General features: G+C 40.4%; 15 protein-coding genes. 3 read left to right on the top strand and 12 right to left on the bottom strand.

Annotation, left to right across the window (positions count from 1 at the left end; all coding sequences use genetic code 11):
* Positions 1 to 128 precede the first annotated feature (128 nt).
* From pglZ to ACHUET_RS06375, 5 genes are read right to left on the bottom strand one after another with little or no spacing between them, the layout of a single operon-like run.
* Positions 129 to 2,633, bottom strand: a complete 2,505-nt coding sequence (pglZ, locus tag ACHUET_RS06395; protein WP_394211557.1) for a BREX-1 system phosphatase PglZ type A — start codon at positions 2,631 to 2,633, stop codon at positions 129 to 131.
* Positions 2,630 to 6,148: a BREX-1 system adenine-specific DNA-methyltransferase PglX gene (gene pglX / locus ACHUET_RS06390; protein WP_394211556.1), complete on the bottom strand. Its 3,519-nt coding sequence runs from the start codon at positions 6,146 to 6,148 to the stop codon at positions 2,630 to 2,632. Before pglX ends, pglZ begins: the two co-directional genes overlap by 4 nt.
* Positions 6,148 to 9,753: a BREX system P-loop protein BrxC gene (gene brxC / locus ACHUET_RS06385; protein ID WP_394211554.1), complete on the bottom strand. Its 3,606-nt coding sequence runs from the start codon at positions 9,751 to 9,753 to the stop codon at positions 6,148 to 6,150. Before brxC ends, pglX begins: the two co-directional genes overlap by 1 nt.
* A gap of 16 nt (positions 9,754 to 9,769) precedes the next feature.
* Entirely contained in the window at positions 9,770 to 10,381 is a 612-nt protein-coding gene (locus tag ACHUET_RS06380) for a DUF1788 domain-containing protein (RefSeq protein ID WP_394211552.1), read from the bottom strand.
* A gap of 12 nt (positions 10,382 to 10,393) precedes the next feature.
* Complete coding sequence (locus tag ACHUET_RS06375) at positions 10,394 to 10,993, bottom strand: DUF1819 family protein (protein WP_394211550.1); 600 nt, start codon at positions 10,991 to 10,993, stop codon at positions 10,394 to 10,396.
* 321 nt (positions 10,994 to 11,314) lie between these two features.
* On the opposite strand from ACHUET_RS06375, the gene ACHUET_RS06370 reads away from it, so the two are divergent.
* Both ACHUET_RS06370 and ACHUET_RS06365 read left to right on the top strand, forming a co-directional pair.
* On the top strand, positions 11,315 to 12,517 hold the full coding sequence (locus tag ACHUET_RS06370) for an AAA family ATPase (protein WP_394211549.1): 1,203 nt from the start codon (positions 11,315 to 11,317) through the stop codon (positions 12,515 to 12,517).
* Positions 12,518 to 12,528: 11 nt separating this feature from the next.
* Positions 12,529 to 13,047, top strand: a complete 519-nt coding sequence (locus tag ACHUET_RS06365; RefSeq protein WP_394211547.1) for a hypothetical protein — start codon at positions 12,529 to 12,531, stop codon at positions 13,045 to 13,047.
* Positions 13,048 to 13,103: 56 nt separating this feature from the next.
* Here ACHUET_RS06365 and ACHUET_RS06360 read toward each other — a convergent pair whose 3' ends face one another.
* The 7 genes from ACHUET_RS06360 to ACHUET_RS06330 form a co-directional block, all read right to left on the bottom strand.
* Positions 13,104 to 13,673 carry a hypothetical protein gene (locus tag ACHUET_RS06360; RefSeq protein ID WP_394211546.1) on the bottom strand — a complete coding sequence of 190 codons (570 nt, stop codon included), beginning with the start codon at positions 13,671 to 13,673 and terminating at the stop codon, positions 13,104 to 13,106.
* A 78-nt stretch (positions 13,674 to 13,751) separates the two neighbouring features.
* Positions 13,752 to 14,003 (bottom strand): helix-turn-helix transcriptional regulator, encoded by a 252-nt coding sequence (locus ACHUET_RS06355; protein WP_394211544.1) that lies wholly within the window; start codon positions 14,001 to 14,003, stop codon positions 13,752 to 13,754.
* A 166-nt stretch (positions 14,004 to 14,169) separates the two neighbouring features.
* Entirely contained in the window at positions 14,170 to 15,081 is a 912-nt protein-coding gene (locus tag ACHUET_RS06350; protein WP_394211543.1) for a recombination directionality factor, read from the bottom strand.
* Positions 15,082 to 15,213: 132 nt separating this feature from the next.
* Positions 15,214 to 16,326, bottom strand: coding sequence for a YqaJ viral recombinase family nuclease (locus tag ACHUET_RS06345; protein WP_394211542.1), 1,113 nt, complete (start codon positions 16,324 to 16,326; stop codon positions 15,214 to 15,216).
* A 115-nt stretch (positions 16,327 to 16,441) separates the two neighbouring features.
* A complete protein-coding gene (locus ACHUET_RS06340) occupies positions 16,442 to 17,434 on the bottom strand; it encodes a DUF932 domain-containing protein (protein WP_394211540.1) in 993 nt (330 codons plus the stop codon).
* Between the two features lie 56 nt (positions 17,435 to 17,490).
* Positions 17,491 to 17,772: a hypothetical protein gene (locus ACHUET_RS06335; RefSeq protein ID WP_394211539.1), complete on the bottom strand. Its 282-nt coding sequence runs from the start codon at positions 17,770 to 17,772 to the stop codon at positions 17,491 to 17,493.
* Positions 17,773 to 17,935: 163 nt separating this feature from the next.
* Positions 17,936 to 18,844, bottom strand: coding sequence for a hypothetical protein (locus ACHUET_RS06330; protein ID WP_394211538.1), 909 nt, complete (start codon positions 18,842 to 18,844; stop codon positions 17,936 to 17,938).
* 527 nt (positions 18,845 to 19,371) lie between these two features.
* On the opposite strand from ACHUET_RS06330, the gene ACHUET_RS06325 reads away from it, so the two are divergent.
* A complete protein-coding gene (locus ACHUET_RS06325; protein ID WP_394211536.1) occupies positions 19,372 to 20,484 on the top strand; it encodes a hypothetical protein in 1,113 nt (370 codons plus the stop codon).
* Positions 20,485 to 20,492: the final 8 nt, after the last annotated feature.

Below are 20,492 nucleotides of genomic sequence, written 5' to 3'. Positions count from 1 at the left end.
ATGTCGCACTGTAGCTCGGCCCTATTGCTCAATAAAAGGATTTAAGATTTTAAGCGTAATCGATGTTATTCGTCTTTAACTTACACAGCGTTCAATAACCAGTCTCATGATGGCTTTCTGAATCCACTCTAAAAATCGAAATCGCTAGTGAATGAACGCCTTACTGTGTATCTAAGCGTTTTGTATTCTTTATAGTGCGAAGTGCTTCCGACTCTTTCTTCTAGCTTTAAAATGACTTCTTGCCCATTGACTTCATCAATTTTACGGGTAAGTATCAAACTGACTTGCTGCTCTCTTTCCCGAGGGTTTTCTGAACGTAGATCAAAAGTCATCTCATAACTGTCTGAGATAAGCTCTCCTGCCTCAGTATAAATACCTACTCTTAGTACGCGAGGTAGCGTTTTTTCTGTTACAGGTGAGCTCTGGTACATACTGACATTAAGCTCTTCTGTAGTAATTAAAGAGTTCGCGCCGCGTAAGATATCCACTTCAACCGCTGTGGTATCGCTCTGTCTACTTTTATTGATGCTAATTACAGGGACAACCACCTCTTGCAATGATGCGCCACCATGTACAAAACGGCTTCCTGAGCCACTAAGTCTCAAACGGTTAATAGACTTAGGAATTTGCACTTCTACTTGACCGTCCAAACCAAGCATTTCAGAGCTGAATTTGTGTAACCCTGATGACTCCTCTAACCCTTTACCCAGTATAAATCTGCGATCTTTATATAAGATTTCTTTGCCTTTTACTTCAGCACCTGAAAAATCGCTCTGATCTATCTTACGGTTTTGGTAAATAAATCCATGATCAGCTGTGATTAATATATTATTAGCATTAGCATTGGCTAGTTTCTTAATCACTTTAATCAGGTCATGCAATGTTTTTTCGGCAGCTTCAAAGGCCTCTCCCTCAGAGAGCATTTTATCGCCAGTATGATCTATTCGATTATGATAAATATAAATAACATCATTGGCTTTTAACAGCTCTCGACTCCCCTCTCTATCAAGCTGCATAAAATCATCTGCTGTAATGGCCTCACCTCGATCTTGTAATGCTGCTTTGAGAATTTTGCTTCTATTGGGCGTGCCTTGAGAGCTTTGCTCATTAACAAGAACCATGCCTTTATCCTTCTCCTTATCTGCAATGGATAAGGTCTCATTAGGTAGCAAGGCTGCCATTCCAAGTTGGGTATAGCTTGGCAACATGGATAGCATAGGTTCTAGATCGGCATTGTAGCGATCTTCTTGACGAATCAAGCTGACCAGCTCATCTGCTATCTCATATCTCATTGCATCTGAAATAATGACGTATATTTTATTATTGTTCTCTAAGTATGGTTTAACCCAATGCTTAAAAAAATCATCTTGTCTCACTGCGACTGACGTATTCCATTGTGGTGCTGACTCAACAAACTCTTGAAAGCGATTCCCTAACCCTAGTAAGTAGACATTAGAATATAAATTTTCTACCTTATCATTCAGATCTTTTAGAAGTGACACTTTTCCAGACGTAAGCTTGTGGTAGATAAACTTACGGTAGAGTTGGTCAAGCTTATACCAAGACTGGGTATAGCGCTCTATGCCTTGATCTAAGCTATTCATATCGATCTCAACGTGGTTGAAGATAGATATGAACCGTGCAGCGTTATCAAGTGCCTGATAAGTATGTTGAAATTCAGAATACCAGTGACTCTGGCGACGTTGTCGAACCCATACAGCAATTTGCTCAGCCGTAAAGTCACTCTCTAATACCGCACGAGCTAAGGCACTGATTATTTTTTCGTCGATTGATCTAAAGTAATCAGTTTCGATTAACTGCTTAAAGTCGCGATTGTTTAGATCATTTTCTATATCAAGGTAATCGGCAAAACGATCTGATAGTGTCTCAAAGCTAGCTTGATGGGGTTTACTGTCTTTCCAACGCTTCAAAAATACAAGCGCATCACTAGTTAGTTTGACCTGACCACCAGTTGCCATGGCATAGCTGGACTTAAATAACTCAATGGCAAAATCAAGAATACTTGGTTGAACAGACTTATAACCATAGTAGCGACTCATCTGTTCCCAAAAAAACTCATCAAGACCGCATCGACTTATCAGTTTAATCTTATCATCTTTCTCATGAGCCAAATCCTGCAATAGACTCTCAACAATAGAGTCCATTTTAGGCTCGCTTTTAGCACATACTGCTAGCATTTTAAGCTGCATCGTACCCGAGCTATCATTAGGGGCTATCAGCTTACTCAAAGCCTCTTTACGGCTCTTGGCCTGAAAAAACTCCTTATGGTCTTTTAGCACCTCTGCAAACTCGATTCCTAAGGACAGCTCTGACAACCAAATAGCGGTCTGATCCGTACGGAACTCACCGTGTGCCAGTTGTACATCCAATAGCCAATTATCCAACTGTGCAGGTTGAGCGCCAGCACGATAAAGTAAAAACTTTTGATTGGGCTGCTCACGTAATATCTTATATTTAACACCAAACTCATTATTGTTCAGTACTATTTTTTCTATACCTTCTAGCGTTAGACCGTCAAAGTCATCGCGCAGCTCTTGCTTGTTGTCGTACCAAAAGACAATTCGATGACGCTCGAACAGCCTTTGTAATGAGTTTATAATACGATCATTCATGAACTAAGCCCCGTCACTTTTTTCAATGCGTTACCAAATTTAGGGTAGTTGACCTTGACGCCATCATCTAGATCAATCTCTACTTGCTGGGTCGCTAACGGATAAAGTGCGTCGCGTTCATACTCTTCCATCTCTGTGATCATTTTAGCAGTGATATCTAGCTTCTTTTGTGCTTTCGTTTTTTCACTTTGGCTTTGACTGCCACTAATTTTGATCGCACTAAGCTGGTCTTTATAGGCATTGAGCTTGGTACGGAACTCACGCAAGTAGTCGTTAAGCACAACGCTTACTGTGTCAGGCTGATAGCGATGCATGTAAATAAGGGCATTAAAGTTACCGCTTGAGAACAGCCAATATATAGGCCGTTTTTTATAACGCTTTACGTGATCGTTATAAAAGTCTTTTAAGAAGTAATCACGAATGTCACGGGGCTTGCCGTTTTTACCAAGCGCCAGCTCGATGAATTGCATGTTACTCTCGTACTGCGCTTCACCAAATGCTACCTTGATAAATTTCCGGAAGCGCTCAACGATATCATCGCTGAACCAGCCATCATCTAAGATAGGGATCACGTTATTTTTATCAGGAGTAAAGCTTGGCTCAGGTATTTTCTCAAGATACTGACCGATTGTGTCGCCTTGATTGGCAAGTATTAGCCCAGGCTTATCTAAGCTATAGCGACCAAACATACAGCCAACGGCATACGAGACCAGCTCACGCATGGTATCGGCTAGCAGAAGTGCCTCTAACTCATCATCTGTCTTATCACCACCATAGCGATAATACGGATTACAGGTTAGAGTGATTTCTTTTAGTGGAACTTCTGGGGTCAGCTCGTCTTGTAAACCATAAGCGTCAATAAAAATACGATTATTCTCTTCTTCTAAGCGCTGCATGTTATTGGTCATTTGCTGCCAATGCGCGCGTAGCTCGATATAAGTATCTTTAAGTGCTGGCTTGCGGTATTGTTTGTTGAGCAATGGTAAGGTAGTAAAATCCCATGAGATTTCGTAAGCATTCCAGTCTGTTCTTGCTATCTCTATTAGTTTTTTAGTATTGGAGTTTATATAGTTAAAGTGCTCGATTGCACTTTCTGGCAACTTTAACATATCAAAATAGCCAGATAAAAGGTTTGTTGTTGGATTGACAAGATCTAATTGAGGTATAGCAATACTACTATTTGCCACTGAAAGAGCAAAAGATAAGTTGTTTTTGTCCTGAGAATAAGCACATAAACTTGCACTTTCAAACACACATCCATGTGGTGTGTATCTAAAAGAACCCGATGGAGATGAAATCCTAGTCCAATTTATATTTTCACGAAAATAGAAATCACGGGATGGTAGTTTGTTTCCTGAATCAGACAACACGTTAAATGAACGCTTATCATAAGTAATAATATTTATTAAATTTCCATACCACTTTCTGAATGACCCTCCTTTAATTAAAGGCGCAAACCGCTTTTTCTTCTCCCAAAACTCAGTTGGTGTCGCAGCCGAAAAATTTACTTTATTAAAAGAAACTTCCCAATAATATCTTATAAAGGTCTCATTATTTCCTGTAGTCAATCCATCGCGAGAATTGACAAAATCAGTTATAGGTTTGCCTTGCGAAAACAAACGTAGCATTGCTTCTGAAGCCCAATAAGCAATCGGGTAGGTAGGTATGGTCATTAAATCTCTTGCAGATACTAAATGCTTATAACTACATTCAGGAGCGGAAATCGCATCAAAAATAGCTTTTTCTTTTTCAAACTCTGATTTTCCACTGGTAAGCCTCAAGTAAACACTTTTATAGTCTAGATTATTTGTGTTTGCAAGAATAAAAGCTGTGGTAGCCACTACTTCTCCACCAATACTATCAAATGCTCTAGAACCTAAATGAGCCATTGTTAATACAGTATTTTTATTCAATATAGAATTTCTAAGCTTTTCATATGTTGAAAGAAACATCCAGCTATGCATAGTTATCATAGCAACCAACCCTTGATCGACTACTAAATCAAAACTTCGTTCCATGAACATAGCAAATAGATCAGCTTTACTATTAGGATATTTTTTCTTGGCCCAAACATCTAATTTAGTATTCATTCCCCCACTACCCATATAAGGCGGATTAGCTACTACAACATGATACTGAGGACTTAAATAATCAGCCTGTTTTAACAGCCGAAGTACCTTTTGATGCGTCTGACCTAAGAATAATTGCCCTGATACATCAGCAGCATGTAACCGTTCCAAAACTTCAGCAACGTCTGTCAACGTTGGTCGGATCAAAGAGCCAAAATTATCGACCTCATCAAACTGACGCAGCGTCTTCTCTAAGTCAGTCGTAAATAAATCACGACCGATAAAGTTCATGTACTCATCTAGCTCATCATCATCAAAACTGATTGGCTCAAGCACACAGATATTTGGACGGATACCTGTACTAAAGAAGCGACGGTGGCGAGCTCTTGCCTTCATAGTCAATGCAAACGCTGCTAGCTCACCTGCTCGCTCATCAATCTCAATACCGTACAAGTTATGAGTGAGAATAAGCGTGGGTATCTCAACCGCATCGTAGCCTTGCTCTTCATAAATGGCATATAGCAAATCAAAAGCATAAGTCAGCATATGGCCTGAGCCACATGCTGGATCACATATTTTTAGATCTTTTGGACTCGCTACTTTTAGATAATCTGTATCATCATTGTCTTCAGAAGGCTTTATGTAGTACTCCATATGGTCAGCCAGCTTAGACTCAGGATGATTCAATAGCCATAAACGACCAAGCGAGTTTTCTACCAAATAGCGTACGATCCAGTGTGGCGTGAATAGCTGGGTCGCGGCTGGGATATTCTCTGGTGTGACCTTTTTATTTTTTTTAAGTCCAGCAAAGACATCATCTTTTTTATCTGAGATATAAAACTGATATAACCAGCCGATGACCTCAACATCTTCGCAGGTATCCGCTGGCATTGCTTCACGCATATCAGCCAGTACTGAGCTGCTTGATAGTAGATCATCAGGCATGAGCAGTTCTGTATAATCATCAATGCGCTGAAATAAGAATGGCATAGACTCATGCCATTGATTACAGTAGGCCACAAGGAGTAGACGATACACTTCCGCTTCTGGATTGCGGCTGGGCGCTTTACCGTTTAGTAGATTAAGTATCTGCTCACGGCTTTCTTCTGGTACGACCTTATCATCAAGATCACCTGATTTGGCTAGCGCCAGTACTTCAGGCTGAGTATCGCCTGTAGCAGCTGACACCACCAGCCTTCTGTTATAACGATTCATATCCATGAAGCGCAGTGCGCAGAATCGATTGAACCAAATATAAGCGATACGCTCGACGACTTCCTGCTCGGACTGCTGACGGATAAGATCCTCTAGCTTTTTGACCGCAATAGGGTTCTCACGTCTGGCTAGGCTCTCCTCCCCCAGTACAAAGTTAAGCTTGGTTGCTACTTGTTCGATCAAAGTGACACGTGCTGTCTGAGCAAATTTTTTGATTTTAGTCGTTTCCATCAGATATAGATCCTTTTACCTTTACGTATTTCGCTGAGCATTGCCTCACTCATCGCTTCTAGATAACGCTCTACATCGGTCTCGTTCTCTAGCCAAGCTCGATCGTAAGGTACATTTATTTTATTTGAGTTGATATACTCATTTTTAGGTTCACTCACCTGTTTAGGCTCAGATAGCGCAGACACCTGTGATTGATCTTTATCACTATTATTACCATTGTCAGTGCTTACCTGTGTAGGTACTGGCGGTGGCTTAGGCGTTGCCATTACTACCATTTTTTGCAATAAATTTGAATAGCCTTTATCTTTGAAATACTGCAATCTATCATTAATAACGGCAATCAGCACTTGCTCATTCACATTATCAATCAGTTGTGCATAAGGGGCGTCAAGTTCTGCCTGTCTGATATCTGGCAGTTTTTTGTACTCATCCATCTCTTGCATACGCGACTGCATTTGCTTAAGCGCTTCAATCGACTGGCTACGAGCTTGCTGTAGGGCAGCATCGATCTTGTCTTTCAAGCTACCTGATAGCACTTTTACTTGTTGGATTTTACTGCCTTTATATATAGAGGTATCGTTTAGACTGGCCTCAAGCACCCTCACCTGTTCTCTTTCGATATAATCAAAGTTCGCTGACTGCTTTTCTAGGAAGTTTTTAGCCTCATCGTAGATGCCTTTTTGTGGGCTATTCATAAACCTATGGATTGGATCTAGTACCTGCTCTTTTAAATCCAAAAACTCATCTTCAGTATCTGGATCTAGCTCAGTTAAGTACCATGTATAAGGCTCTTTTACTATCGTTTTGATACGCCCGATAGCAGGTTCTAAAGTGGCTAAAAAAGGATAGGTTTTTGAATCAGCCAACCAGCTTTCAAGATCTGTAAGCATTGCTTTAAACGTATCAATCGTCTCATTGCCTAACGCTTTGGCTTCAGTATGACTAGGAGGCTTAGCAAAAAAGTCTTCATAAAACTCTTTTAATTGACGAACTTGTGACGCGGTAAATTCAACTTGTGGTTCTAATACTAAATTGCTTTGTTGCTTACTATTGACTAGAGCGCGAGCAAGCTCGCTATCCTCTAATACATTGCCATCCATACGTACTTCGACCTTGCCATTTGCACATAGCTTAGCTAATGTCGCTAGCACTGCTGCATACGACCATCCATAAGGCTTCGCTTCAAACTGAGTCAACAAACCTTTTACAGTAGTGCGTATGGCTGACTTGGTATTTCTTTGAATAAAAGCCAATACCTCTCGCTCTGGCTCAGCTAGTGCCAAAGCATCGTCACCTAGCAGGTCTTGTTGTGAGGTATCAAGGATATTGACAACGTCATTTTCTGTATACGCCATATCACGCAGCATACGCAAATTAGGGTACGCTCGGGAGACAAGTTCATGAAACCCTTTTTCAATGCGCTGTTGTGCCTCTTCTGTACTAACCTCAATCTCTATACCTGCTACCAATAGCTTAGCTTGACCTATCAGGCTTTTTACTCGCTGTAGCAGCTCGACTTCACGTTTGGTATTCTGTTGTCTTTTCTCGCTTAAGATACGTTTTACGGTTTCTTGCTGCGCAATAGAGTATTGTTGTTTGACATATTTCTCTGTACGCTTGTACATCGTTATGTCACTCATTAAGCGTGAATCAGCTGGCAACACCACAAATAACTCATCACTAGAGAAATTTGATTTATTAGACATCATCTCATCATTTTCAGCGTGTTCATAAAACGGACTGATAATATTGATACCAATTTCATATTCACGGCCATATAACTTATCATCAAGCTTCCTTGAAAAAGCATAATCCTGCCCCTGACTGCCTGACCCGCCTGTACTGTAGCGAATTTTTCGAGTTTTTATAATTTGATCAAAAATTATACTTTCAAGCTCATTAGCAACATCCGCGGCTTCCACTTCTGTATTCTTGATTTCTTGTTCAATATCTTTTTCTTCATCAGTGAGATATTCATATACCTCCCCTGTACGCTGCACGTAAGTCTGATCTTCTAATAGATTGAGCGCCTCTTCTACGCGCTGGCGCAATACAGTGACATCTTCATCAAAACTGCTGAGCATCAAAACACAGATATTACGGATGGTTGCTTTGAAGCCATCGACATATTTGACCAAAAACAATGCTTTTAATACTTGCACTGCAAATTTATTATCTAGATGTGTTTCTGCATTGATAACTGCACGCTGTATATTGGACTTCAAGGCGGTACGAATACCCTCAAACATCAGATCAAAAGTTGCTAGCTGACCTATGTCATGATCACTTACTTTGATCGCTACCTGCTGAAACACACCTAACATAGAACGCTCACCCACTGAGCTATGCTTACCTTCAAAAGCATTGTGTGATGACAGATCAGCGATGGCCGACTGAAATAAGCTAAACTGATAAGGAATGAAAGGATAGCTGTTTATGAAATGCGCTTCATTCTGAAAGTTTTGATACGTTTGTGAGCCATCAGCAAAGTCGAATAAGGTTTTAAAGTTATTTGACTGATTGGCATAAACATTAGATAGCAGCTGAGCGCCTTCATCAGTTTTGACCAAAAGACGCTTTTGAATGACCTCTGCTACGTTTGCACTGGTAAGCTTCATGCGGTTGGCAAAACGTGCTTGGATTTTTGAGAAGTCATTACTTTGTTGTTTGCCCATCTCACCGACGACAGTACCCATATCTTCTTGAGCCGTCACGATAATCCAAGATCGACCCCGAGACTTAGTTGCCAAGCTTTCAGCGATAGTTTGCAAGTTAGTCATGAGCTTGACGTTTTCGGCAATATATTGACCTACCTCATCGACAAAGAAATTCAGCCTAAACTCATCATACCCATTTTCTTTGATTTGGCGTTCAATATAGTCATCAACTTGTGCTGCAAAATCCTCAATCGAGACATGGTAGTCACTACGATATTTATCCAAAATCCCTGTTACTGAAGATTCGTCTGTTTGTGTAATTTGACTATAAGCTTGGGCTATACTTTTTGATTCAAATAATGACTGCTCTCGCCCTGTTGTCCATGGTTTATTTGCTATGGTTTGATAAACTTCTTTAAAGCTATCATAGAGACCGCGACTATCAAGATCACGCTCAAACTGAGCGATATAGCCTTGTTTACCGTAGTACCCACACATCTCATCGAAGACTTTAACAAAAACTGACAATAAAGCATCAACCTCTGTTTTACTGATAACGTCTGCTTTTTGATCAATATTGAACAGTATGCTTTTTGAAGGGATTGACACTGCCTTTTGAAGGCCAGTACTCAATAATTGATTGTCATCACATTTAGGTAAAAACAGCTCAAGCGCTGACGCATTGTCAATTTGTCTATTCTCAAGTAATAATGCCAACATTTTTAGCAAGTGTGACTTACCAGAGCCGAAGAATCCAGATAGCCAAACACCATTAGCAATCTGATAATCATTATAAGCGTCAAAAAAAGAGATTAGACGATCTTCAACCTCATCAGTTAGCACATATTCTTCTAACTCTAAACGCAGGCTAGCCTCATCATCAGCTTTGATAACACCCTCGATCGGGCGGTTTACTGGTTTTTGAAAAATACTTTTTAGAGCGGTCATACCTACCTCATTATAATTATACTTCGCAGTGATAAATGTTAAATGCCCGATAATACTTGTCGTCGTGCAACCTACCAAATAAGTCAAGCGATGCACCAGACTCTAAAGAATGAGTATAGGCACCGGGGAAAAAGATAACAGTCGGTTTGTCTTTTGCGGTACTTTGTAAGTTATTCAAAACGTTATGTGAGCGTATATAAGGAAAAACCTCCCCAACACCTGATAGAAACAAAACATCATAGTCCGTATCATCTAGCTCCTTAGCAATAGCTGGTGCCAGATGAGACTCAGGATCTAAAACTCCCTGAAGCAGCTCTTTGAGTTTTTCTTTTGCAACCTCTGACTCCATCTCTAGTATCTGCTCAAAAATCTCACGTTCCTTGAGTAGCTTTATAGATAGGTCATATAAATTAATACTTAATACATTGATACCTTGATTCTTCAACTGCTTGGTGAGTTGGTCTTCAAGGCGTAGCATCTCATTTACTTCTTCTGGTCGGAATGGACATATAAAGAATGGCACTTCATTACCTAGACCTTGCATCGTAAGAAAGCGTTCGCTTGAAATCACAGCGAGAAGATGATCGTAACTTTGCTTATCACATGCATTTATATCGCTTGTAGCCATAGTGACACCCCTTTATACCGCATTTTCAGATACTGTGAAGTACATGATATCTCTGCCCCCATTGCGCTCAATGGCGTCTAACAAACGTGGGCTTAAAATAGTAGCTTGGATATTATTTTTACCGTCCAAGAAGTCAGCTTCTCGAAGCATTTTGAATAGCACCTGTCTGAGTTTTTTCTTTGTACTTATACTTAAACCATCAAGCTCACTATGCCAATCACATTTGCGATTAAAGAACACATCGAAATCTGAGTACTGAAGATCTGGCTTAAAAGTGATGAAACGCTCTCTTAATACTTCAGTAGCAAAATCAGCAATAAATTTATGATGTCGACAGACTGCCATCCATATCAGATAAGCTTGATCTTTATGACTACTATTCACAAGTAATATAAGCTCCTCACTGGTAAGGGTGCTCAAACGAGATATAATCTCATAACTTATTCGCTTTAGCGTACTGACTGCTCTTGATTGAAGGACATTATTGGCAATAGCTTTGTCTTTTACCTCATTCCAACTCCCAAGCTCAAGGTATAACTTAGCTATCGTCACTGACTCTGACTGTAGCAGCGCACCAGCTGTAAATGACATATTGTATTTTTGACTATCCATCTGTTGCTACCTGCTTATAAAAACGCTCGACCTATATTCAGAGGTTATGCATTTTTGATAATAATTACTATCTTAGGATAAGGTAATAAAAGATGACATTGTACATGGTTCTATATATCGCTTAAATAGTCGGAGCCGATATAGTGCTCACTATAGCTTTTATGCTCATACAACCTACAAACAACATTAAAACCTAACTGAGTATTTAGAAAATTTTACTATGTGTATTAATATAATAAACGCTATATAAGAAAGGCACTAAAACGTTATTTATGCTATCTTAGCCAACAAACCACAAAATATCGTTAAAAACGGCTGACTATGATTACTTATATTCGTTTCGATAATTTTTACTCTTACCCAGATTCAACGGAATTATCATTCACGCTAGGCAAGCAGCCAACCGAGTCTAACTATAACTTTTATATTGATACTGATTTTGACCAGCATCGACTTAATAAAGTTACAGCGATCTTAGGTGCGAATGGCTCCGGCAAGACGCAGCTGCTCAAAGCAGTATCGTTTTTGCGCTGGTTTATTTGTGGCTCTACCAGCAGCCTTGATTCAGAAGACAATATCCCGTATAGCCCCTTTGCGTTGAATAAAAACAAACCTTCTGAATTTGAGATGGGTTTTTTACTCAAAAATACCGATGGTGTTTATGAAGAGTATCGCTATGAGCTAACGCTTAGCCAAAGCCGCGTGATCAATGAAGCGCTATATAAAAAGACCAGTCGCTTATTTAGCTATGTTTTTAGCCGTCGCTATGATGGTGATGAGATGGTCTATAAGCACCGCAATTTTGTCATCCCATCGCTTGCAGATGACGTGAAAAAAAATGCCTCATTGATCAGTTATGCCAATTTGCTTGATGAACCACTGGCAGAAGCAATCATCGAGATGTTTGAAGGCTACAAAACCAATGTAGTCTCAATGGGCAGGCTTGGCAGTCTTAGCCAGTCTATACCTGAGATGACTGAATTGTTTGCTAAGGATGATGGTTTAAAACAAACTGCTGAGAAGCTACTTTGTCAGTTTGATACGGGCATTGATGAGATTAATATAAAAAGCGTCATGATGGTCAACGAAGGAAAGCAGCAAGAAGTACTGTTGCCCTTTGGTATTCATAAAGTCGGTGATGAATCGTTTGAGCTTATGATTTATGAAGAGTCTAATGGCACACAATCTGCTTATAGCTTGCTTGGCTTAATACTACCTGTGCTTAAAAATGGTGGCGTAGCTATTATCGATGAGCTTGATAACGACTTACACCCCCTACTTTTACCTGCCATTTTTGATTTGTTTCGCTCATCGCATCATAATCCTCATAATGCTCAGCTTATCTTTAGTTGCCATACCCCAGAGGTGTTTAATCTATTAAATAAGCATCAGATATATTTAGTCGAAAAATATGAGCAGGCTTCAGAAGCTTGGCGGTTAGATGAGATGGAAGGGGTTCGTAATGACGATAACCTTTATGCAAAATATATGGCTGGCGCGTTTGACGCGATACCAAATCTATAAGGGGCTAGATTATGGCAAAGCGTAAACCTAGGACAGTCAACAAAACCACCCTACTCGTTATGGGTGAAGGTGAGCATGACAAAGCATTTTTAAGTCATATGAAAGGTATCTATCATGAAAGGCGCTCTGGTAGTAAAATCACTTTAGACTTTTCTAGTGGTGGCTCACCGCACGATATCATCAAAGATACAGTCAAAAAGAGCCGTCATGTTGGTTATGATAAAAAGTTCATTCTGATGGATAGCGACGTCCCTGTTAATCAACAAGATATTAAAGCCGCTAAAAACTCAGGCATTACGATCTTATATTCAAAGCCACTATGCTTAGAGGGTATGTTGCTGAGCGTGCTAGGTCAAAACACTCCCCATACTGCGCAAAAATGCAAAAGCGCATTACACCCGCAATTGTCTGATAATCCTGCCTTATCGAAAAGCTACGACCCCTTATTCGCTAAGCCAGTACTTGATGAGACCAATCATGCCACAGTCGCGATGCTACGCTCATTACTAGGTAACAAGCAAAAAAAATAGCCGACTCACATTTGAGTGAGACGGCTAATGCAGTTTGAAAACTGCTCAACACTTAACTATACGAATAGATAAGCGGCATAGTACATAACTTTTGCCTCAAGACCTAGACTACCAACATCAATCTTATTCTGCTTATGCATCTTCATGCACGTACTAGAATTATAAACTTTTAGTGGATAAAAAAGACCGCCTTTTAAACCGTTCATACCTGGGTCTTCAAATCTATTAAATATCTCTTGAGCTTTCCTATCTAACTCATGTTTATCATCCTCTGTAAGATCATTTGCATAAGGTTGTTCAGAAGCATATTGTTGAATATTTTGTAAAACTCTATCGTCTTCTATTACTTTAGATTGTATTAGTTGTTGAGCTGACAAATTACATTCTAAAACCTCTTCATACATGTTTTGTGCGTTGCTAGATCCACATGCGCTTAAAAGAAGTGTTATAGACAATAATGCTAAAAACTTACTTTTACTAAAAGTGCTCAATTCTTCCTCCAAAAAATCTTCCAAATTAATTAAGTTTTCTATTACTACTGAGTAAGTACGGAATATTCTAAGCAGTAATTTAATTGTTGATAAGTATATACTAACCAACAAAATTTTATTAAAAATATTTCTCAATGACCTAAACATCCAATGTTAATAAACTTTCAATGAAAAGATAGGCCACCTCTAAGTACTTATGAAGTGGCTCACTTACTAGGCTAATCGTTCATTCATCTTAGTTTCAATCCACTCTGCAATCTCACTGGCTACCCACACTACTCTTACCTTCGTAAGCTGTACCTTTTTAGGGAACGTTGGGTCGTAGCGGTCAGAGTCTTCATTGATAAGCTCATATATCGTGGAACGACTAAGAGCAGTGTAACTACCAACATCTTTGATGCTTAGTAGCTGTGGGATGTGGTTGCATTGTTTGATTACAGGCTGTGTTGCATTTAAATTTTCCATGACTAGCTCCTTATGAGTGATTGAGAGCATTTCCTCTCATAGAGTTACGGAGCCCCATATTTTTTTATGGCATCCTATGCCGTCCGACGACTGTCCTTAGACAAAACAATAAAAAAGGAGCTGATTATTCAGCTCCTTTTTTATGCCGTATATCCTTACCACTGCTTTAACTTATAGCTGTCACACTCTCCCTTAGACTTCTTTCGATATTACCGACATTGTAGGGAGCAATACCATTTTGCGACCCTCCTTGATGACTACGGTTAGCCTCATCTGTCTCTACTGGATAAAACTCTTCTGCCACATCCAATAGATTATCGCTATCAACCTCAAAGCAAGAGTTGACATAGCCTTGCTTAGCGGCTTCCTCTAATGCCGCTTGATCAAAGCCATGTTCGCTAAGCTCGGTATCAATTGCCTTCGCTTGTTGTACCGCATCTTTAAGCGTTACCCCATCGCGTAGCGTTAAATCCACAAAGTAGATAGGCGTACGATAGCTTTGCGTGGTACTTTTGCCTCTTAGTGTTAATTGCAGTGGCAAGCATGAGAGCTTGTTGCCTGACACCGCAGCAAAGTAGCTTAGTCTTGCTGCCAGCGTTCTAATACTATTAAAGCCTGTGGTGCGAAAGATAAACGTGCCTAGCTCATCGTCCTCAGATAGATTCACGTACAGTCTGCCATAAGGCTTACAAGCACCGCCTTGTGCTAATGGACACCTATCTGGAGACGGACAAGGCAACTGCTCCACACCATTATTAGTTCGTCGCTGGCAGCTCTCACCGTCACCAACACACAGTGGACGACCCGTTTGCCGATCAAACAAAGTATATTCAGCTCGCAAATTAAGTTCAGGATCGTTAAACAGCATACGCACGGGTATTTGTCGAAGCTTACTGTCATTATTCGCACGTAGCTTGGCATCAAGGGGATGATTGACCCAGCCATCTTTATTCTGCACTTGACTAGTAATAGTGAATTGATCGTCCTTAGCAGGTAAGCGTTTGCCGTCTTTGACAATGACACGTCCAATGCTGATACGACCGAGTACGGGCGGGGTTATGGTTAGACCTTTAATCATGGTGATATTCCTTAATTTAGTTGGTTAAGTAAAGCAACATAAAAAGCCCACCTGTGAGGGTGGGCGTTTATGCACGTGCTGTGGCTAGTAGGTTTATTGCATGAGTCAATAGTGGACTACTGGCATAAGCGCTTAATCGCTTAAGATGACAAAGCGACGACTGCCTTGCTTGGTTTTACTGAATTGAGTGAGTAAGTCAGGATGTGCCTTGATAACCGCTTTACTATCAAGACCGATACTATCTTTAGAGCGCTTCCATGAAATAGCGCCTTTATTGAAGATCGCCACCTCATTATCTTTGATAAGCGTTTGTAGCTGATGCTTAATCTGGTCATGACGTTGCTCTAGCTCCTCAATAGACATGCGATGATTAAGCAACTTATCAAACAGCTTGTTAGCGCCTTCATCGTCTCGCAAATCAACTTTACTTGACGGCTTAGGCTTTGGATAAAGCTGCTTTAATGCTCGCGCTGCTGACTCGCTATGGTCAGGGTTTGGTGGTGTGTCGGTCTCAACATACTGCCAAAACAGACGCTCGTGCCACAGAATGCTATTAATCAGCTGCTCATCACGCTCAACCTTGTATATTTTGGCTTCATGTCCGCATAGCAGTACACAGATATGCGCCGCGCTTTTACCTGTGACCGCTAGCTGATGCTGCACTTGGCAAGTCACATAGAGCGGTACGCCATGCTTCCAAAGCTTGGCACCATGCTCACCAGCGGTTTTGCACTCTAGTATTTGTACCTCGTCATTGCCTGTCACTGCATAGTCTAGATTGGCTAGCATAAAGTGATTATCAGGGTCAGCATGTTGCAAGACGGCATTCACCCGACGTACTTTATTGCCTGTCTGCTCTTGGTAGTATTTAGCGACCATCGGCTCAAGCGTATTACCCCAGTACAAAGGCGAATAACCCTCGATGCTCTCATCGACGTTTGAGGTCATGCGTCCTGTTTTAATCATCCATAGTTCAAGCATGGAAAGGTAAGGATGGATACCACAGGCAGCAGCGGCATCAGAGCTACCAATACCTTGCTTGCGAACGGCTAACCAGTCTTCACGGCTCAAGTCTTTGGTACTGACAAGACGTTTGGCGGTGGTTGATTGAGTCGATGGCACCAAAGGCGTTGGGTGCTCAATGTTGGCTTTCGTGTTTGAAGGTATGCGCATTGTTTTTGCTTTAACAGTTGAACGCTTTGCGCGTCTTGGCTGAGTGGTTGTGTTTAATGCGATGGTTTCCATAATACATTCCTTATAAATGGTGTCATGAATTAATGTAATTCGTTAAATAACGGGTATAAAAAAACCACGCGCTAAGGCGTGGTTGATTGTGTTTCTAGACGTTAGATATCCTTGATTAAGCAAGCATCAGTAGTGACTCCTCTAAACCCTTTTGCTTAAGCTTAGCTCCAGCACCGAACCATGCTGAATTGAGACGATTATCGGTACTCATCGCTCGACGTTCATGGTCAACGTATTCCGTGATACTACATAGCAGTCCATAAGCGGTGTCACGGGCAGCATCTAAATCAGCACCGCGCCCTTGACCGTTAAACATCTGCATTACCTGATTCATTGCTTTGGCGTTAGGAACGGCATCCTTTTGCTTTTTAGCGCGGTTAAATAGAATGAGGTCATTGTCCTGATCATTGAACACACGGCTAAGATAATTGGCTGCTTCTGATTGGGTCACACGGCGCTCAGACAATTGCTTCATCTCATAAATATGCTCCTCCCACTGCTTCACCGATACGCCTAATTGCTGCTTGACGCTATCAGCATCAAAGGAGGTACTATGCGGAACTTTGACCACACCACCCTTGCCGTTAGCTAAGCTAACAGCAAGGGTGTTATTACAGACCACACGAATATTAGTGAATTGTGCTGTGGTCGCAAGCGTACCGTCACAAGCCGTTGCCAGTAATAGATAGCCATTACTAACGTCACCACCTCGAAGGCTAGCTGACTGACCTGTACGAGCCAATGCCCACAGCTTACGACCACCTTTGAGCACTCCAGCAGTCTCTAGCTCGAAATCCGACTGTTCAGTGAGATCGCGATAGAACTCTAAAATCTCACGCGGTTGTACTTCTTGATAGCGTTGACTGACAACTGATAAAGGCTCTAGGTTGTCACTGCGATAAAGCACTTTGTTCTCAGCAAAAGGCATAATGAGGTTATGACCTTTGTCATTGCTTGACATGTAGCTGACGTCTGAGGATTCAATACGCCAATCAAGCCCTGCCTCGCGTGCCCAAACCTCTAATGGCTGCTTAGGTGATAGCTCATTGCCAAGACCATGCCAAGGGGTTTCGCCTACGTACGCCATACTTTCGATTAAATGTGCCATGATAATTTTCCTTTTTATTGATAATTAAATGAAGTAAGTGAAGTGGGTTAACTGGATTAATGAAAGGTGGTGAAGACATGTGTGCAGTCATCACAGCGATATTGCTGATTGACTAGCAGCGGTAGCGCTTGATGAGACTGAGTCATCTCAATAAGTGCTGCGACTGTTGTACCTGCAACCACGCCTATAGCAGGATGAACCTTAAGCGTCTTGCACAGACTAACGCCAAGGCTGACGAGAACCGCAGGAGACAACAGCTGGTCGATTAGATTGATACTGATGCCATCAGTCATCTCATAGACCGCAGTTGACTGACAACATGGACAGATGGTTTTCATAAACACTCCTTTTATTTTGGGCATAAAAAAGGCCTGCACGAGGCAGACCTTTATTGATTAAATGTTGATTGGATTAGGCACTTTACTAACCACTAATGCGCTATCTCATTAAAATAGTATATATCTGAGATTATTTTGCTATGGGTTCAGTTGACTATACCCTTTAACCTTGAGTAATACCGCGAGTAAAAGTTTTCATTTTAGGTAGCTTGACCTTTAGATGCTGGTCAAGCCTGTCAATATAGCGGTCAGCCTTACCAGGGTCAGTGAGGTATAAGGCCGTTCTTATCGCATTCTCAACGGCTTGTTCATCATGACGACTTATCATGCCGATACCTAGTGTTCCACTCTTTTCATAAGCTCTCTTATTTGCTGGGTGGTTGCAATTATAGTAAGAGCCCAGACCATCAGTAATAGTCTCCCACTTCTCTCCTACTGCTTGGCCTAGATAGGTGTCTTTCCAGCGTTTAGCACCGTTATAGATTAACAGGATATGACAGTGGTAGCCATGTTCGTACCCTTGCTCTATCGCTATAGCATAGCCTACCCGATCCTTAAAGCACGTCCTTTTATTGCCTATAAAGTCTCTGAGCTTTGTCAGATGTCGATGTAAGTCTGCAATAGTGACCAGATGCATGGTGTCTTTCAAGTAGAATAAATCAACCCTGACAAATAGTAGCCTAGACAATCCATCTTCCTCACTAAATAGCTTGCGTAAATCTACTTCAAACACTTTGCTATTAATTTTCTCTTGCTTAATCAGCTCAGCATCTTCGTCTGTAATGAGAGCTTTATGATTGCCTAGATAATCCATAAATTGAACCGTATTGTAATAGCCCCATCTATGAGTCTGTGAGTATGGGTTATCCATCACGTCTTTGGTGCTCTTTTTGAAAGCTTCAATAGTTGGCATGTACTTCAATGCGGGATCGTAATTCTCTATAAACGGCAAATACAGTTTTGATAGCTGAACGCTGACTTGGCTGATATCAATATCTCCAAACAGCACATCTCTGACTAATAAATCGATAGTACTGATAAGTTTGGATTGATGGATACGTGGGTATGACATGAGACTACTCCTATGAATGAGAACGGATCGTTCATAGAGTAGGGTCTAGTGGTATTTTTTAATGATAATTAGTAAGTAGTATTAATTAATAACATAGATACCAACCATATTTGAGAAATTCAGGAGCAGAGTTTCCAGAGTTTTTTCATCACCCAGATAAAGGGTTTTCAGGCTTTTTGAGTGAAGAATATCACGATGGAGTTAGCTCATAACAGACAACCGAATGCGAATGTTGTATTGATATATCTTGGCAGAGATACCGTTGTTGCTGAGCGACTTCATTGTGTAGTAGACTACTTATCAAAGTTATATTCAGAGCCTTGGGCAGTTAATGAGCTTTAGCCTCATAAATATTACCCAGACACCACTGTTTGCGAAGACTATTAAATTATAGACATTTTTTTGTCTTACTAATTTCTTACTAAAAAATTATTTAAATATAACTAATTTTCAATGCACTACTGATTAATAACTTACTTTGATATTATTATTAACTTGCATGTTTAATCATGTTCTTGGACTTCATAATGGATGTCAGTTCGGACTCAAGGCTAGAACACAAAGATATTAAAAACATTCTGTCTAGATTAACAAGTAGACAGCTATACATTTTGATTCATGAGATGTATCTAAATGACATTAGTATTAATATTAGTAATAATTTAGATTATCTAACCAATCAGCTTCATTTGCTAGGTTATAGAGCTCTTGTTTTACATGGCTATGTTGATAGGTGTATGAATAGAGTTATAGGTGACGAATACGTAAAATGGCTTAAAGACAACCTCAGAGCAGCGATATGGTTTGATGTATATCTGTCTAACTCCAGAGCCAGTTTAAGTATCGATAGGTTTTCTCTTCACTCAGATTTTAAACATGACTTTTTGAAATCTTTTGATGCTTGTCACTTTCTCGGAAAATCTGATTTTGCTGATACTCACTTTAATACAAGGAGTAATAGTTTTCTTATACCCAATCAGAGTTCAACCCCATTTTCCTTGAAGATGAATCCTGATTATGAATTTGAAACTGCCTCTTTACACATGATGCAAATTTTTCATAGCCCAAATAGTATATCGAACTCATCTAATCCTCATCTCAAACGACCCACTAGGTTTCCTCCTAGAGCACCATCACGAACAGATATAATAAAAAACACTAAAAACCAAGCCAAACTCAAAACGAAATTTGTAACTTCAGCAAGAATGAAGTACGTCCTAGACATGGCAAGTGTTAAGGATTTGAAGTGGCTTGATGATAAAGATGAGAGGCAGATTGATTGGGCAATTGCTTATCTAGAGTCGAAGAATCTTTTGTGGAAGCCCTACCTCTTTATCGCAAGCGGAGGCCAAGATAAATACGATCAAATCTGTGCTTCTATAGATGCATTTGAACTTCAAAAGCATCAGCCTCGAAGAAATAATAAGATACTTGACCTTAGTCAGAAAGACTTTATAGAGAAAATGAGAAATGCTTGGTACCAGATAAAATCTAAAGAAAAAGCTCCTAGAAAACTTCCAGAAAAACCATTATTAGGTTCTGCATACCAGAAAAAGCTTAAAAAATTATGTGATAATTATGGTGTGGATTCATCTACCTACTTGAAGGGCTTGATTGATGATGAGCTAAAAAAATTATAGAATCTATA

The organism is Psychrobacter piscatorii, from assembly GCF_043641605.1.
GTDB classification, from domain to species: Bacteria; Pseudomonadota; Gammaproteobacteria; order Pseudomonadales; family Moraxellaceae; genus Psychrobacter; species Psychrobacter piscatorii_C.
Note: the sequence above shows the minus strand (reverse complement) of the source record. Positions and strands in the feature narration are given on the sequence as shown.

Excerpts from the sequence above, each read along its gene's own strand:
- pglZ (WP_394211557.1), bottom strand. The coding sequence starts at position 2,633 with ATGAATGATCGTATTATAAACTCATTACAAAGGCTGTTCGAGCGTCAT.
- pglX (WP_394211556.1), bottom strand. The coding sequence starts at position 6,148 with ATGGAAACGACTAAAATCAAAAAATTTGCTCAGACAGCACGTGTCACT.
- brxC (WP_394211554.1), bottom strand. The coding sequence starts at position 9,753 with ATGACCGCTCTAAAAAGTATTTTTCAAAAACCAGTAAACCGCCCGATC.
- ACHUET_RS06380 (WP_394211552.1), bottom strand. The coding sequence starts at position 10,381 with ATGGCTACAAGCGATATAAATGCATGTGATAAGCAAAGTTACGATCAT.
- ACHUET_RS06375 (WP_394211550.1), bottom strand. The coding sequence starts at position 10,993 with ATGGATAGTCAAAAATACAATATGTCATTTACAGCTGGTGCGCTGCTA.
- ACHUET_RS06370 (WP_394211549.1), top strand. The coding sequence starts at position 11,315 with ATGATTACTTATATTCGTTTCGATAATTTTTACTCTTACCCAGATTCA.
- ACHUET_RS06365 (WP_394211547.1), top strand. The coding sequence starts at position 12,529 with ATGGCAAAGCGTAAACCTAGGACAGTCAACAAAACCACCCTACTCGTT.
- ACHUET_RS06355 (WP_394211544.1), bottom strand. The coding sequence starts at position 14,003 with ATGGAAAATTTAAATGCAACACAGCCTGTAATCAAACAATGCAACCAC.
- ACHUET_RS06350 (WP_394211543.1), bottom strand. The coding sequence starts at position 15,081 with ATGATTAAAGGTCTAACCATAACCCCGCCCGTACTCGGTCGTATCAGC.
- ACHUET_RS06345 (WP_394211542.1), bottom strand. The coding sequence starts at position 16,326 with ATGGAAACCATCGCATTAAACACAACCACTCAGCCAAGACGCGCAAAG.
- ACHUET_RS06340 (WP_394211540.1), bottom strand. The coding sequence starts at position 17,434 with ATGGCACATTTAATCGAAAGTATGGCGTACGTAGGCGAAACCCCTTGG.
- ACHUET_RS06335 (WP_394211539.1), bottom strand. The coding sequence starts at position 17,772 with ATGAAAACCATCTGTCCATGTTGTCAGTCAACTGCGGTCTATGAGATG.
- ACHUET_RS06330 (WP_394211538.1), bottom strand. The coding sequence starts at position 18,844 with ATGTCATACCCACGTATCCATCAATCCAAACTTATCAGTACTATCGAT.
- ACHUET_RS06325 (WP_394211536.1), top strand. The coding sequence starts at position 19,372 with ATGGATGTCAGTTCGGACTCAAGGCTAGAACACAAAGATATTAAAAAC.